Source organism: Paenibacillus sp. JT31N7, from assembly GCF_059692095.1.
Map to the genome: position 1 here is coordinate 222167 of NZ_JCAUAT010000004.1, position 14724 is coordinate 236890.

General features: G+C 56.1%; 15 protein-coding genes. 13 read left to right on the forward strand and 2 right to left on the reverse strand.

Annotation, left to right across the window (positions count from 1 at the left end; all coding sequences use genetic code 11):
* Nucleotides 1–236 precede the first annotated feature (236 nt).
* From AC58P5_RS19670 to AC58P5_RS19710, 9 genes are all read left to right on the forward strand, one after another.
* Entirely contained in the window at nt 237–689 is a 453-nt protein-coding gene (locus AC58P5_RS19670; RefSeq protein WP_497389491.1) for a MarR family winged helix-turn-helix transcriptional regulator, read from the forward strand.
* Nucleotides 690–814: 125 nt separating this feature from the next.
* On the forward strand, nt 815–937 hold the full coding sequence (locus AC58P5_RS19675; RefSeq protein ID WP_497389493.1) for a hypothetical protein: 123 nt from the start codon (nt 815–817) through the stop codon (nt 935–937).
* 74 nt (nt 938–1011) lie between these two features.
* A complete protein-coding gene (locus AC58P5_RS19680; RefSeq protein WP_497389495.1) occupies nt 1012–2589 on the forward strand; it encodes an ABC transporter substrate-binding protein in 1578 nt (525 codons plus the stop codon).
* A 58-nt stretch (nt 2590–2647) separates the two neighbouring features.
* Nucleotides 2648–3598: an ABC transporter permease gene (locus AC58P5_RS19685; protein WP_497389497.1), complete on the forward strand. Its 951-nt coding sequence runs from the start codon at nt 2648–2650 to the stop codon at nt 3596–3598.
* A 6-nt stretch (nt 3599–3604) separates the two neighbouring features.
* Nucleotides 3605–4450, forward strand: a complete 846-nt coding sequence (locus AC58P5_RS19690) for an ABC transporter permease (protein ID WP_497389499.1) — start codon at nt 3605–3607, stop codon at nt 4448–4450.
* A gap of 25 nt (nt 4451–4475) precedes the next feature.
* Nucleotides 4476–5507, forward strand: coding sequence for an ABC transporter ATP-binding protein (locus AC58P5_RS19695; protein WP_497389501.1), 1032 nt, complete (start codon nt 4476–4478; stop codon nt 5505–5507).
* A 221-nt stretch (nt 5508–5728) separates the two neighbouring features.
* Nucleotides 5729–6691, forward strand: a complete 963-nt coding sequence (locus tag AC58P5_RS19700) for an ABC transporter ATP-binding protein (RefSeq protein WP_497389804.1) — start codon at nt 5729–5731, stop codon at nt 6689–6691.
* An 85-nt stretch (nt 6692–6776) separates the two neighbouring features.
* On the forward strand, nt 6777–7292 hold the full coding sequence (locus AC58P5_RS19705) for a hypothetical protein (RefSeq protein WP_497389503.1): 516 nt from the start codon (nt 6777–6779) through the stop codon (nt 7290–7292).
* Between the two features lie 192 nt (nt 7293–7484).
* Nucleotides 7485–8237 (forward strand): uracil-DNA glycosylase family protein, encoded by a 753-nt coding sequence (locus tag AC58P5_RS19710; RefSeq protein ID WP_497389505.1) that lies wholly within the window; start codon nt 7485–7487, stop codon nt 8235–8237.
* A 13-nt stretch (nt 8238–8250) separates the two neighbouring features.
* Here the strand turns inward: AC58P5_RS19710 and AC58P5_RS19715 are convergent, their stop codons facing one another.
* The gene (locus tag AC58P5_RS19715; RefSeq protein WP_497389507.1) at nt 8251–9129 is read right to left on the reverse strand and encodes a LysR family transcriptional regulator; all 879 of its coding nucleotides are present in this window, start codon (nt 9127–9129) and stop codon (nt 8251–8253) included.
* A gap of 133 nt (nt 9130–9262) precedes the next feature.
* On the opposite strand from AC58P5_RS19715, the gene AC58P5_RS19720 reads away from it, so the two are divergent.
* The 4 genes from AC58P5_RS19720 (at nt 9263) to AC58P5_RS19735 (ending at nt 12544) form a co-directional block, all read left to right on the forward strand.
* Nucleotides 9263–9724 (forward strand): nucleoside deaminase, encoded by a 462-nt coding sequence (locus tag AC58P5_RS19720; protein ID WP_497389509.1) that lies wholly within the window; start codon nt 9263–9265, stop codon nt 9722–9724.
* Between the two features lie 2 nt (nt 9725–9726).
* Nucleotides 9727–11034, forward strand: coding sequence for a uracil/xanthine transporter (locus AC58P5_RS19725; RefSeq protein ID WP_497389511.1), 1308 nt, complete (start codon nt 9727–9729; stop codon nt 11032–11034).
* Between the two features lie 179 nt (nt 11035–11213).
* Complete coding sequence (locus tag AC58P5_RS19730; protein WP_497389513.1) at nt 11214–11882, forward strand: MgtC/SapB family protein; 669 nt, start codon at nt 11214–11216, stop codon at nt 11880–11882.
* A gap of 161 nt (nt 11883–12043) precedes the next feature.
* Entirely contained in the window at nt 12044–12544 is a 501-nt protein-coding gene (locus AC58P5_RS19735; protein WP_497389515.1) for a hypothetical protein, read from the forward strand.
* Between the two features lie 192 nt (nt 12545–12736).
* On the opposite strand, the gene AC58P5_RS19740 is transcribed toward AC58P5_RS19735, so the two are convergent.
* Nucleotides 12737–14548 (reverse strand): methyl-accepting chemotaxis protein, encoded by a 1812-nt coding sequence (locus AC58P5_RS19740; protein WP_497389517.1) that lies wholly within the window; start codon nt 14546–14548, stop codon nt 12737–12739.
* Nucleotides 14549–14724: the final 176 nt, after the last annotated feature.

Consider the following 14724-nt stretch of genomic DNA (forward strand, 5'->3'; position numbering starts at 1 on the left):
CATGGAGTAAGATTCGCGGCAGGCGGCTTTTTGCATATGGGCAGAAGCAAGGGAAAGGGTGCACTGAGCGGTACCCCGCATGAAAGCCGTCCTTGGGAAAGGGCGGCTTTTTGCCGTTCCGGCTGAGACGGATTATTTATTAAAGATATTTCCCGATTTCGGAAGAAAAAGCATTGACGCCATATACTTATCGTTATAATATTTATCGTAATAAATAAATGCAGGAAAGGAATGCCATGAAACTTACGGATTATTGCGTTAAGGTGGGCGAGCTGCTGCGGGTGATCGATACGAAACACGCCAAAATCGTCAACCAGCACTATTCTCCGCATAATCTTACGGCTCCGTCGATCAACATTTTGCTTCTTCTCGATAAGGAAGGGGCCATGCGGGTCAGCGATATCGGTTCGGCGCTTAATATGGTCGACAGCAATGTTTCGGCCATTTGTTCGCGGTTGGAGAATATGAACCTGATCGAACGCTTCAGGACGAAGGAAGACCAGCGCGTGGTGAAGATTCAGCTGTCCCCGGCGGCGGAGGACAAGATGAAGGATATTATCGCTAACGTGCAGGAGTTTCAGGAGCTTTTCGTTAAGCAATCGTCGCAGGAGGAGCTTGAGGCTATTGTCCGGGGACTTTCCCTGCTGGAGCGGCTGCTGGATAACGTTTTGAAAGAAAAGATGAAGTAGATGCAGGATTCGGGTTAACAGAATCAGGCAGCCGCGGCGCCTCGTGCGGAAACGGATGACCTGACGGCAGGCAGTCCTCTCAAGCTTCTGAAGACGCTCGCTCATAGGCGGGTATCAAAGGAGGCATGTCGATTGCCGGCTGGAACAAAGGCGCAGTAAGAGTCATGACGGCCAAAGGGGCATCGAAAGCGGTAGTGACCTGCCGGAGTACCCAAGGCCGGGTGTTCTGCTATCATTTATCCGACTAAACAGATGGGTTTAGATGTGAACAAAAAGATTTGCCGGGTTTCCGGTACTTTATTCTTTATATGGAGGGGTTTTTATGAAATGGTCCAAAAGTTTGGCCGCTGTCTTCATGTCTGTCATTCTTCTCGTGGCAAGCGCGTGCAGCGGGACGGGAAGCCCGGAAGGGGCGGAAAGCTCGTCCGCTTCTAAAACCGGGGGCAGCCTCATCGTTGCGATCAAGGACGACCCGAAAACGTTCAATCCGTTGTATGCCGGGGACCGCATGTCTCTTACGATCGGCAAGTCGCTGTTTTCGCCGCTTTTCAGTATCAATGACGGCAAGAAAACATTCGTGCTGGCCGAGAGCCTGACGCCTTCCGCGGATCTCAAGTCATACGTGCTGAAGCTGCGCAGCGGACTGACGTGGCATGACGGGCAGAAGCTGACGGCCGACGACGTCGTGTTTTCCTTCGAGCAGCTGTTGGACGAGAAGCAGCACAGCTATTTCCGCAGCCTGTTCGTGCTGGACGGCAAGCCTATCCAGGCCAAGAAAATCGACGACCTGACGGTGGAATTTACACTTCCACAGACAACGGCCGCATTCGAGGGCGCGCTGGTGCAGCTGGTCCCCATTCCGAAGCACATTTTCGCCGGAGAAAGCGATCTCGAGAAAAGCTCCAAGAACAACCAGCCGGTCGGCTCCGGGCCTTTTAAATTCAAGGAGTACCGTCCGGGCGAGTATGTGACGCTGGAACGGTCCGATTCTTATTTTGCCGGGAAAGCGAAGCTGGACAGCATCACTTACCGTATTGCCAAGGACAGCAGTGCGGCTGTACTTGCCTTCCAGAACGGGGAGATCAACATGATGCTGATCGAACCCCAGGACTACAACAAAGTGAAGGGAACCGGTCAGGCGAATGTCATCACGTTCCCGTCGGGCGGCGTCACGACACTGGTATTCAATACGAACATCGAAATCATGAACAAGAAAGAAGTCCGTCAGGCAATCGTGCACGGCCTCGATAAGAAGGAACTGATTACGACAGGTTTTTCATCGCAGGAGTTTGCGGAGCCGGCTTCCTCTATTTTTTCGCCGGATACTTTGTACCAGCAGAAAGAACTGAAGGGGTACGACTATAACCCGGAAAAAGCCAAGGAACTGCTTAAAGCGGCCGGGGCGGAAGGGCTGAAAATCCGCTTCGCGTACTTCAACGGCAGCAAGGCGGAGGAGAACATGTCGCTTTACCTGCAGCAGAAGCTGAAAGCCATCGGTGTTACCGTAGAGCTGATTCCCTTGGACGGAGCGGCGCTCGGCAAGAAAGCCCTGAACAAAGACAACAAGGAATACGACCTGTCTTTCGGCGGCTACAGCATGGGCTTCGAACCCGATGCCTACAAACCGCTCTATCTCAGCAACGGATCGTACAATTATTCGCATTACAAAAACAGCGAGTTCGACGCGCTGTGGACGAAAGCCGCCGTCGAGACGGATCCCGCCAAACGCGCGAAGCTCTACCAGTCGATTCAGGAGATTTCCGCCGAGGAGGTCACGACGTATCCGATCGCTTACGGCAAGTCGATCGTGGCGGTAGACGGGAGATTCGGGGGCCTCGAAGAGGCTGTGCCGAAACAGGTTGTGCTGTTTGACGATTACTCGAAAATCTACATGAAATGAGGCCGGTAGTCAGGACGGAACCGACGACAACCAGGCGTCATTGACGGAGGAATTTCTTTTGGGAAAATACGTGCTGCACCGCATCCTGCAATTGATACCTATCCTGCTCTTTATTTCGATTGTCTCGTTCGCGCTGATCCGGCTGGCGCCCGGAGATCCCGTTCTTTCTTTTGTAACGCCGAATATGAGCCCTGAGGACGTGGAACGGATCCGGCAGAACATGGGGCTGGACCAGCCCCTGTACATCCAGTACGGATTATGGCTGAAAAATGTGCTGGCGGGCAATTTCGGGTACTCGCTCAACAATCACAGGCCCGTGCTGACACTGATCGTGGAACGCCTTCCCGCCACAATCGGGCTGATGGGCTCGGCCTTCCTGTTATCGCTGCTGCTCGCGGTTGTGCTGGGACTGATCTCGGCCGTTTATAAAAACAAGGTGGCGGACCGTGTGCTCAGCCTTCTGTCCTACATCGGCATTTCCCTGCCGGGCTTATGGTTTGCGCTGATTCTGATCTATGTCTTCACCGTTAAGCTGCACTGGCTTCCGAGCATGGGGATGCGGACGATCGGAGTCCATTCCGCCTGGGATGTCATCAAGCACGGTATCATGCCTTGTCTGGTGCTGTGCATCACGCATGTGTCGGTGTTCATGCGCTACATCCGCTCGAGTACGATCAGCCAGCTGGAGGAGGATTATGTCCAGATTCAGTACGCTTACGGCTCGACCCGGCGCACGGTGCTTTTCCGCCATATTCTGAGGAATGTGCTGCTGCCCGTGATCACGCTGTTCGGCTTGTCCTTTGCGGAGATTATCACCGGCGCTTTTATTGTAGAAAGTATTTTCTCATGGCCCGGCATGGGCTCGCTCGGCATCAACGCGGTCTTCGGTCTGGATTATCCGCTCATTATGGGCATGACGATGATGTCGTCTTTCCTGCTCATTTTCGGTAATTTGCTGGCCGACGTGCTGTACGGCCTGGTAGATCCCCGAATAAAAACGATGAGGTGAGGACGAATGAACTCCATGAGATGGCGCCTGCTCAAGGCGCAGCTGCTCCGGCAGAAGTCGGGCCTCGCGGCGCTGATCCTGCTCGCGCTGTACGTGCTGGCGGCGGTATTCGCTTTCGCCGTTCCGTACGACCCCAATGCCATTCAACTGACGGAGCGTTTGCAGCCTCCGAGTGCCGAGCATTGGTTCGGGACGGATGACAACGGCCGCGATTATTTCGCGCGGGCCTTGTACGGCGGCCGGGTTTCGCTCAGCGTAGGCTTCCTGTCGATGATCTTGTCCGTCATTATCGGGACGGCCGTAGGCACGGTCAGCGGGTATTTCGGCGGCAAAACGGACAGTTTTATTATGCGCGGCGTCGATATTCTGCTGTCCATTCCGTCCTTTTTCCTGATGCTTATTCTGAACGCTTATTTAAAGCCGAGTATTCTGACCATCATTCTGATTATCGGTCTGCTCAGCTGGATGTATATCTCCCGGATCGTCCGGGCGGAGACCATTTCCGTCAAGGAGAGGGAGTATGTGTTGTACGCCCGGGTGTCCGGACAGAGCACCTTCCGGATTATCGCCCGGCATATTATTCCGAGCATTGTCCCGACGATTATCGTAGCCGCCACCATTTCCATAGCGGGGACGATTATGATGGAGTCCGCGTTAAGCTTTCTCGGGCTTGGCGTAAGACCGCCGTATGCCTCCTGGGGAAGTATGCTGAACAACGCCAAGGGTTATCTGGGCGAAAATCCGTATCTGGCCTTGTTTCCCGGTTTATTCATTCTGACGACAGTTCTTAGCTTCAATTACCTGGGTGATGTGTTCCGTTCGGCGTTCGAACCGAAGGTGAACCGGCGCTAATTTTTCAGCAACGGAGTGGAGATGAATGGCTTCCTTATTATCGGTTCGTGATTTAAAAACCTCGTTCTTCACCCGGGAAGGCGAGGTGCAGTCTGTCCGGGGCGTGAGCTTTACGGTAGAGAAAGGCGAGATGGTCGGCATTGTAGGCGAATCGGGAAGCGGCAAAAGCGTGGCGGCCAAATCCCTGATCCGGCTGATTCAGCCTCCCGGCAAGATCGTCGGCGGCGAGGTGATGCTTCAGGGGACGGATACGCTGCGGCTGCCGGAAGAAGAGCTGAGGAAGCTTCGGGGCAACCGGGTAGCGATGATTTTCCAGGACCCGATGACCTCGCTCAATCCCGTTGTCAAAGTCGGGGCGCAGCTCACCGAAGTGATCCGCCGCCATCAGAAGCTCGGCCGCAAGGCGGCCCGCTTGCGGGCGATAGAACTGCTTCGGGAGGTCGGCATTCCGTCGCCGGAGAAGAGAATCGATCAGTATCCGCACGAATTCAGCGGGGGGATGCGGCAGCGGGTGATGATCGCCATGGCGATTTCCTGCCGGCCCGAGCTGCTGATCGCCGATGAGCCGACCACTGCGCTAGACGTCACGATCCAGGCTCAGATTCTGGATTTAATGAAGAACCTGTGCGATACGACAGGGACGTCCGTACTGCTTATTACTCACGATCTGGGCGTGGTCGCTCAGGTCTGCACCCGGGTCGTCGTTATGTACGGCGGGCTCGTGATGGAAGAGGGCCCTGTGGACGCCATTTTCGAAACGCCGCTGCATCCGTACACGCAGGGTTTGCTGCGGTCTATCCCGAAGACGGGTGGCGGTTCCCGGGAGAAGCTTGTGCCTATCGAGGGCACACCGCCGAATCTGCTCGATCCGCCCCCGGGCTGCCCGTTCATGGAGCGCTGTCCCCATGCGATGGAGAGGTGCCTGCGGCTCCCGCCGTATTACGAAGCGCAGCCGGGGCACCGTTCGCTGTGCTGGCTGGCGGGAGAGCCCGGCAGCTCCGATAGCGGGAGCGTGCCGCAAGCGGCCGTTGCGAAGCGAAAGGAGGAAGACTCGTGAGCGGAAAGCACGATCCAACAACCCCTGATGCGAGCTTTGCCGCGTTGAAGGGCACGAACCCCGGTGAGACCGGGGCGGCAGTTAAGGGCTATGTCCCCGGTCCGGGTACAGGGGGTGGCCGCAAAGCCGGAGATGCGAGCCATTCAACTGCCTCGGCGGGCCCGGACTCCGTCCGCGGGGAATCGGGCGATACCTCCGATTCCCCGGACAAGAACCGGGACGTGCTGATCGACGTCCGGGGGCTTAAGAAATATTTTCCGGCGTCCCGGTCTCTGTTCGGGCGTACCACCCGGGAACTGAGAGCGGTCGACGACGTCAGCTTCCGTATCCACCGCGGCGAAACATTCGGGCTTGTCGGAGAATCCGGCTGCGGCAAGTCGACGACAGGCCGCTGCATCATCCGGCTGCACGACGTCACTTCCGGCGAGATCCGTTACGAGGGCAGCGATTTGGCCGCTATGACCGAGAAGGAGCTGAAGCCGTACCGGAAGCAGATGCAGGCCATTTTCCAGGACCCGTATTCCTCGTTGAATCCGGGAATGAACGTCCTGCAGCTGATCTCCGAGCCGATGGAGATCCACAGCGCGTATACACGCGCGGAACGGCGCGAGCGTGTGCTTGATCTTCTGGCCCAGGTCGGCCTGAAGAGCGAGCATGCCGACCGCTACCCTCACGAATTCAGCGGAGGCCAGCGGCAGCGGATCAGCATCGCCAGATCTCTGGCGGCCGGCCCGGAATTTGTACTGTGCGATGAGCCGATTTCGGCGCTTGACGTATCGGTGCAGGCGCAGGTGGTCAATATGCTCGAAGAGCTCCAAGATGAGTTCGGGCTGACCTACTTGTTCATTGCCCACGATTTATCCATGGTGCGGCATATTTCCACCCGCATCGGCGTGATGTACCTGGGCAAGCTGGTGGAGGTCGCCCCGAGCGAGGAGCTGTATACGAATCCCGCTCATCCTTATACGGAGGCGCTGCTTTCCGCGATACCGGTTCCCGATCCCAAGGCCGCGCCGGCCGGCCGGCACATTCTCCAGGGGGATCTGCCGAGTCCGCTGGAATCGATAACGGGATGCAAATTCCGTTCCCGCTGTCCGTTTGCGATAGGCCGCTGCGCGGTGCAGGAGCCGGAGCTGCGGGAGATCGCCCCCGGGCATTATGCGGCCTGCCACTTGCATGAATAGCGGATTTTTCTATAAACTGGAATCAGAATAGACTAAAGATGCAGCAGGCAGAAACAGGCCGCAGCATACGAATAGAGGTGTTTCTATGGAGAAGCAGGCAAGATTTTCGCAAAAAACGGCTATACTGCTGGAACAGGTGCGCCGGTTAGGCCTTTCCGACGAGGTGCTGCTGGCCAGTGCGGCGTCCGGAGATGTAAAGCCTTTGCAGGAAGCCTCCGGCAACGATTCCGATTACGAGGATTTTTTCGTCTACGGCGAGACGCACGGCGAACAGATTGCCGAAGGCATCCGAAACGGCTACAGGATGAAGTTCAATACCATCGGCGGGCTCCATGCGTGGCTCAAAGCACGGCTCGGCCGGGAAGCCGAAACGGATTTCACCGCGTCCGTAGGCCGGATCGACGGACTCTCGCTGACGGTGGACGAGGCGGAGCTGCTCCGCGGTTCTCTGGCTTCAAACTGGCTCCTGCGGGAGGTGCCGCTGCAGGCGGAAGGGCAGGCGGACAAGGCATCGGCGAGTGGGGATGCTCCGGCACTCTCCGTTCCGGGACAAAACGGCACTTATTCGCTTCTTCTTAAATTTCTGCACGAGAGGGACTGACACACATGTAAAGGCTGGAACCTTGCTTTAAGCGGGGTTCCAGCCTTTTATTGATGCGAGCGGGCGGAAAAAAATCCTTAGAGCAGTCGCGCCACCTGTAATAAAACGGAAAAAAATCACAGCAAACCACGCGGGAAGCCGGAATCAAGTAAAGGGCCGGTTCATCCCGAATAGGAAGGAGATCAGCATAACATGCTGCCGACAAGCGAGTTCCATACGTACAAGCCCGCTATTCTTTCCCTACCGGCGGATCGTCCGCTCACCAAAGAAGACCTTCTCACGGAAGATTTTCTAATGAAGCGAAACGGCCGGCTGGCCATGTATTACGCGCCTCACAACGAATTTGTCCGTCCGGCCGCCCAAATCGTGATCGTGGGGATAACGCCGGGCTGGACACAAATGAAAGCGGCCTTCGAAACGGCAAGGGCCGGTCTGCTCCAAGGGCTGCCGGATGACGAAGTCGTCAGAAAGGCGAAGGAAGCGGCAAGGTTCTCGGGAAGCATGCGCCGCAACTTGATTTCGATGCTGGACGAGCTTGAACTGCACCGCTATCTGGGATTGGCTTCGAGCGAGGAGCTGTTCACGCAAGGCATCGGTTCCGTGCTTCATACGACTTCTCTGCTGCGGTACCCCGTTTTCGTACAGGGAAAAAACTACACGGGAGCCCAGCCGCCGCTTCTATCCAATGAATTTCTGCGGGAAACGGCCATCGCCTTTACGAAGGAAGAGTTGGAGCGGCAGCCCGGGGCGCTGATTATTCCGCTTGGCAAGACGGTGGAAGGTCTGCTGCATCTGATGGAAGAGGAAGGATTCCTCGGGGAGTGCGGCATTCTGCACGGGTTTCCGCATCCTTCGGGGGCCAACGGACACCGCCACAAGCAGTTCGCCGATCACCGGGACGCCATGAAGCGGCGGCTGGAGAAAACGTTCGGACGGGCGCGATGAATTCAGGCGCAGGTTACCAGTTCCGGTACGCGTCGATAAACGACCGGGACGCCCGCGAAAGCCACCCGTCCTTCAGGCCGATCAAGGCTGATTGAGCCGGAAGGATATCCCCTTCGATCGGGATATACCGAAGGAGCGGGCCCGGGTGCAGCTTCGGTACGGTTTCCGGCACGATTCCGGCTCCGAGACCCGAAGAAACGAGCTGGAGCAGAGTGGACATGTCGGAGCATTCGCACACGATGTCGGGCGTGAGCCTCCTTTTCGCGAATTCTTCATGAATCATATGGTGAAGCCCCAGCCCCTCCGTACTCGGAATAATGAGCGGGTACTCGCGGATCCGCTCGAACGTAATGGGGCTCTGCGCTTCCGCGTCACCGGCGGCCGTTACGAAGCAGTAACGCTCCGAACGCAAATAATGCACCGTAAAATCCTGCAAAGGCAGGGGAAGCGGCATGCGCACAATGGCCAGGTCGATGGCCTGTTCTTTAAGCAGCCGGCAGAGAAGCGACGATTCGTTCTGATGGATTTTGAATGTAAATCGGGGATAATTCTGCCTGAATTCGCCCAATATACGGGGAAGCAGATTGTCGGACAGCGTATTGACCCCGATGCAGAGCTTGCCCGACCAGCCGCTCCGGACGGCATGAATCTCTTCCTGGGCTTCTTCCATGGAAGCGATGATTTTGACCGCATGTTTGTACAGGGTCCGGCCTTCTTCGGTGAGCAGCATTCTACGGCCCTCTCTGCGGAATAAAGCGGCGCCGAGCGTTTCCTCCATCGCTTTCAGCTGCTGGCTGAGCGGCGGCTGGGCGATATGAAGTCTTTTGGCGGCGGCCGTAATCTGGCCTTCTTCCGCAATGGCTTTGAAATAATGCAATTGTTTCAGATCCAACACAATCGCCTCCTTTTTCCATACGAAAATCATATAGGAAACAAATTTTATTGATATTATTTATATACTTTCCATCATGATACCATGGAACTGCTGCATTAAATCCGAATCATGGAAAGAGGGAAGTTACCCGATGAATTCAACCGATGCTTTTATAAAGCGGGCCATAGAGCTTGCATGCACGAATACGCGTGATAAAAAAGGCAAACCGTTCGGGGCCGTTATTGTAAAAGACGGCCGGATTATCGCGGAAGGCGTGAACGATGTGCTGGAGACGCACGACCCTACCGCACATGCCGAAATCCAGGCCATACGGGAAGCTAGCCGGGTACTGAGACAGCCGGATTTATCCGATTGTGAGCTGTATGCCAGCGGCGAGCCTTGTCCGATGTGCCTGGCCGCCGTCTACTGGGCCAAATTCAAGGCCGTTTATTACGCATATACGGAAGAGGAAGCTTCGCGAATCGGCATGAGCACGAAATTCGTTTATGATCAATTGGCGCTCGCTCCCGATAAAAGAGTCGTCCAGCTCGTCCGCGTGGAGCCGGACTCTCCGGAGCATCCCTATGCGGTCTGGAAAGAAAGCCAGACCTGAAGATGCGCACGATTTTAACGCCCAAGATCGGGCTGGCCGGCCTGCAATGGATGTTTTTCATCCTCACGAACACGATTGTGGTGCCGCTCACACTGGGGCACGTCTTCCAGCTGCCGCCGGGTCAGATCGCTTTCTCCCTGCAGGTATCCTTCGTGCTGACCGGTGCCGCTTGCGTACTCCAGGCGTATTGGGGCCACCGGTTCGCCCTGATGGACGGTCCGTCCGGCGTGTGGTGGGGCTTCACGCTCAGTATCGCCTCATCGGCCGCCGCAAGCGGCGCGGATATGAAGGCGGTCGGCGGGGGACTTGCCGCCGGGTACCTCCTGTCCGGCCTGATGATGGCCGTCTTGGGGTGGTTCGGTTTCGCGCGTATTCTGCGCAGGCTTTTTAACCCCGTCGTCATCAGCGTTTCTCTGTTCCTTCTGTCCGCCCAGCTTATGGCCAACTTCTTCACAGGCATGCTTGGCATCGGGGAGAACGGGCGGATGAATCCGCCCATAGCCCTTCTGTCGGTGCTGATCGCGCTATTTGTCGCGGTGCTTTATTTGAAGGGGCGCGGGTGGGTGAGCAACTTTGCCATGCTATTCGGCATTCTGCTGGGCTGGGCCGCTTACGGGCTCACCTTTCCGGCACCCGGCAGTGTGCCGGAACATGCTGCGACCGTACGGGAGCTTTTTCCGTGGGGAAGTATCCGGTTGGATACCGGGATGATGGCCGCTTCTTTTGTCGTCGGTTTTATCAACATGTCCAACACGGTGACTTCTTTGAAAGCCGCCGAAAAGCTGTACGGCGAAGCCGCGACGGAGAACCAGTACCGCCGCTCGTTCCTGATCACCGGCCTGATGTCCCTGCTGACGCCGGTATTCGGCCTGATCCCGTTCGGCACCTTCACATCTTCCATGGGGCTGCTGGAGAGCATGAAGATCCTGCACCGCCAGGCTCTCGCTATCGGCGGCGGCCTTTTTCTCGTGCTGGGACTTATCCCGCCTCTCGGAGGATGGGTTTCCGGTCTGCCGGTCAGTGTCGGAAGTGCGGTTCTTTTTGTCGCCTATCTGCAAATGTTCGGTACGGCCGTCCGCTCGGTGGAAGGAACAAGATTCAATTCCAAAACCATTTACCGCCTGGCCCTGCCCATTCTCCTCGGTGTCAGCATCATGAACACGCCTTCCGCTGTATTCTCGGCCCTACCGGTTTATATCCGTCCTCTTGCGGGCAACGGTCTGGTGATGGGGATCCTGATGTCTCTGATCCTGGAAACCTGCGTAAACTGGACAAAGCTGGATAACGCCAAGAAAAAGGGTTACGATTAAAAGGAGCTGCATAAGCTGGAGATCAAACAGCCGAAACCGGGTAATAAACAGGAAACCGCCAGGCATTATTCCGACGGTTCAACGGTTTAATCGCTTAACAGCTTGACCGGCTTAACGGCTCTAGCCTTATAAGGCTGGGGCTGCCTTATTGTTGAAAGACACGGCAGGGGAGTGAGACAATGGTTCAATTCGATTACTTGTTGAGGGTGCTTATCGCCGGGATATGCGGAGCGCTTATCGGATACGAGCGGAAAAGCCGCTCCAAGGAAGCGGGAATCCGTACTCATTTTGTTGTGGCCGTGGGTGCGGCGCTTATGATGACGATTTCCAAATACGGCTTCCAGGATCAGCTGGACTGGCCCAATCTCGGTTTGGACCCTTCCCGTGTGGCTGCGCAGGTGGTCAGCGGAGTCGGCTTCCTGGGTGCCGGTATGATCTTCATGCAGAAGCAGACGGTGAAGGGGCTTACGACCGCTGCCGGCATCTGGGCTACGGCCGGTGTGGGCATGGCTGTCGGTTCCGGCATGTACTGGCTCGGAACCGGTGTTGCGCTGCTGATCCTGGCCGCGCAGAAAGTACTGCATGGCCGGTTCAACTGGCTCGCGGCCCCCAAAAGCGAGCACTTGTTCATACGTCTGGCCAACGAGCCGGATGCTTTGGAGAACATTCTGGCAGCCATCCGAGGCCGAGGCATCAAGGTGCTCGGCTTCACAATGGACAATGCAACCAAGGAAACGGATGAAATTGTTCTGGAGATCACCGTAAGGCTGCCCGAAACGTACCGGGTGGAGGAACTGCTGGGTCTGACTCGCGAAGTTCCGGCCCTTCTTACCATCGAGGTTCAGTAAGAACACTGTAACGAATACCGTCCTCCGTCATGGAGGGCGGTATTTGTTTTGAACACGGAAAGCTTGCGCTGCATATATTGTATAACCGGAGCAGAAGCATCGGAAAGTCTTGCAACCGTTCGCAGAGTGGATATCCAAACTTTTTCGCCGAGGTGAGGCTGGTGGGAACCCGATTATTAGCCGAGCAGTTGATTCAGCGGCGCTATCCTCATTTGAGATATGTCCGTGTTCATACAGACGGTAAAAATACGGCGGTCATCTACGCGTGGAACGAAGAACTGCTTCTGACCGCCGAAGATTTGGCCAATCTGAAACAATTCGCTTCCAGTTATTTGCCGCCTCATGTTTGTTTTAAAGTAAGACCTTACGACCAGATCAAGACGGACAGTATTCCCCAGGCCCGCATCCAGGAGCTGCCGGAGATCATCTGGAAAGCGGCGGTGGCCCGGGAATCCAACCAGTACCGCATTGCGGCGGCGCTGAACGATTTGTTCACGATGAGCATCCGCTTTACGTTCAGCCGGTACGATTCCGTCACGGGCACCGTCCATTTTGTGGCCCGGGCCTCGATTCCCGTCACCGACGCGGTCAAGGAGAGGGTTCAGCGTTACCTCTATGAAATGCTTCCGCTCGGGACCCGGAGTGAGGTTACTTACTATTGAGAGGCCTTCGGTAAAAACAAATCACCCCTGTACGAAGCGGTTGCGCTTCGGCACAGGGGTGATTTGTTTTCCTGCCACCGCCCTTGGGGCGGCAGGCTTTCTTGAGTCTTGGCGGGTTCCCGCTGCGGTTAGTTTAAAGCAAGTCCGAAGGACGAACGGGCTTTATCGGGCTGCATAAGGCAGGGGGCCCGGTCAGTTGTCCGGCTCCAGCTTGAATCTCTTGGTCTCGCCGATCAGATGCTGGGCCGTCGCTTTAAGCTGATCGGACATGTCGGTCAGGGCGACGACGGCTGTCCGCTGCTCTTCCATCGTTGCGGCAACCTCCTCGGTTCCGGCCGCAGTCTGCTGGCTGATCGCGGACAGGTTGGAGATGGAATTCAGCATGCCGTCTTTTATCGCCGTAATCTTATCGATGCTTCGGGACATCACTTGAATCCGCGAAGTGGTTCTTTCGACCGCGTCCGAGATACCCGCAAAAGCAACTTTCGTATATTCCAGAGACTGATTCTGCTGGCTCATCAGCTCGTTATACTCGGAGAAAGAAGAAAGCGTGCTGCCGATTTCCTGCTGAATGTCCATAACGATGGAGTTGATAATGTCTGCGGACTGCTCGGACTGCTGGGCCAGCTTCTTCACCTCGTGGGCGACGACCGCAAAGCCTGAGCCGTGTTCGCCGGCCCGGGCCGCCTCGATGGAGGCATTCAGCGCAAGCAGGTTGGTTTGCGAAGCGATCTCCCGGATAATCCGGATGATATGACCGATTTCTTCGGATTTCGTTTTGAGTGCGTGAACGATGGCGTAGGTATGCTCGTTCTTCCGGGTTCCTTCCGCCGCAAGATCCTGCAGGGAATCGAGCTGCTGGAGCCCGGCCGCGCTCAGTTCTTCCGTATCCTGTGCAATGGCTACCGTCTCTCCGGTATCTTCCCGGAGCCGGAGCATCAGCGAGTCGATGTCGTTCACCATCTGGCTGTTCTGCTCGGCTACGGCCGCCTGCTCGCCTGCGCCGGTGGCAATTTCCTCGACGGACCGGGTGACTTCCAGCGAAGAGCCGGAGAACGACTTCGTCTGCTGGAACACTTCACCGGCAACCTCCGTCACGGTGTGCGCCGAAACCGATACCTGCCGAATCAGCCCGGCCAGGGAAAGGGCCATGTCATTGAAGCTTCTGGCGAGATCGGCGATCTCGTCTTGTCCCTTCAGCTTCACCTTATGCGTGAAATCGCCGGCCTCCAGTTTGTGCATCCCGCTGCGCAGCGCCTTGATCCGGGCGGCAAACTGGCGCACAAACAGGTAGAGGCCCGTCATGCCGATGACAAAGGTGATGCCGAGAATCCAGATGGTCTGGATCTTGATATTGTCGCGCATCACGCCGGCCATGGCGTTCAAACCGAAATCGAGCCCGATGACGCCGATGACGTTGCCGCTTGCATCCTTGACGGCTTTGGACAGCGTCATGGTCGAGATGCTGGTGTTCACGGCGTCCAGGTAAGGCTCGGTCCAGTTTACCTTATCGGGGTTGGCGATGGCCGCTTTGTACCAGCCGCGCTCCCTCGTGTCGAAATTGGTAAAATCCACTTCAAGGGGAACCTTGGGGTAGACATAGGACTGGCCTTTGACCGTCGAGTAGAACATGCTCAAATAATAGCTTTGATCGAGCAGGGTAGGGAAAAAGTTCACGTAAAAGTCGTTTTGACGGACATCGTTCACTTTCTGCATATTCTGGTAGTCGGTCCGCTTGGGTTCAGGGAAGGCGTATTTATCAAGCTGCATTTCGGGTTTGACGGCTGCTTCCAGAACAAGCTTCTCCGCTTCGGAGAACATTTTGGCGAAGCGGGGAGACAGTTGTTCCAACTCTTCTTTTTTACCGGTTACTGCCGTGTAATTGACGAATTCGGTCTGTTTGTAGGTGAGATAGCCCAGCAGAGACGCGGGCAGCAGCAAAGCCGCGGCTATAATGATAAACAATTTTCCCTGCACGCTGCGCAGCCGGTTTAAACCCTTCATAGATGAGCCTCCCTTAACGATATCCTCTTAAATTTCCCTGTATAGTGCGAAATAAAATTGCAAGCAGGCGCCGCCTGAAAAGAAAGCCGGAACTTTCAGTATTCCGTTGCTGCTCATAACTCGAAAAACTTGAATTTCTGCTAAATTTCCTGGTGATTTTGCATTGTAAGCGCATT

What these genes read in the sequence shown, in the direction of transcription:
- AC58P5_RS19670 (WP_497389491.1), top strand. Translation starts at nt 237, where the DNA reads ATGAAACTTACGGATTATTGCGTTAAGGTGGGCGAGCTGCTGCGGGTG.
- AC58P5_RS19675 (WP_497389493.1), top strand. Translation starts at nt 815, where the DNA reads ATGTCGATTGCCGGCTGGAACAAAGGCGCAGTAAGAGTCATGACGGCC.
- AC58P5_RS19680 (WP_497389495.1), top strand. Translation starts at nt 1,012, where the DNA reads ATGAAATGGTCCAAAAGTTTGGCCGCTGTCTTCATGTCTGTCATTCTT.
- AC58P5_RS19690 (WP_497389499.1), top strand. Translation starts at nt 3,605, where the DNA reads ATGAACTCCATGAGATGGCGCCTGCTCAAGGCGCAGCTGCTCCGGCAG.
- AC58P5_RS19695 (WP_497389501.1), top strand. Translation starts at nt 4,476, where the DNA reads ATGGCTTCCTTATTATCGGTTCGTGATTTAAAAACCTCGTTCTTCACC.
- AC58P5_RS19705 (WP_497389503.1), top strand. Translation starts at nt 6,777, where the DNA reads ATGGAGAAGCAGGCAAGATTTTCGCAAAAAACGGCTATACTGCTGGAA.
- AC58P5_RS19710 (WP_497389505.1), top strand. Translation starts at nt 7,485, where the DNA reads ATGCTGCCGACAAGCGAGTTCCATACGTACAAGCCCGCTATTCTTTCC.
- AC58P5_RS19720 (WP_497389509.1), top strand. Translation starts at nt 9,263, where the DNA reads ATGAATTCAACCGATGCTTTTATAAAGCGGGCCATAGAGCTTGCATGC.
- AC58P5_RS19725 (WP_497389511.1), top strand. Translation starts at nt 9,727, where the DNA reads ATGCGCACGATTTTAACGCCCAAGATCGGGCTGGCCGGCCTGCAATGG.
- AC58P5_RS19730 (WP_497389513.1), top strand. Translation starts at nt 11,214, where the DNA reads ATGGTTCAATTCGATTACTTGTTGAGGGTGCTTATCGCCGGGATATGC.
- AC58P5_RS19740 (WP_497389517.1), bottom strand. Translation starts at nt 14,548, where the DNA reads ATGAAGGGTTTAAACCGGCTGCGCAGCGTGCAGGGAAAATTGTTTATC.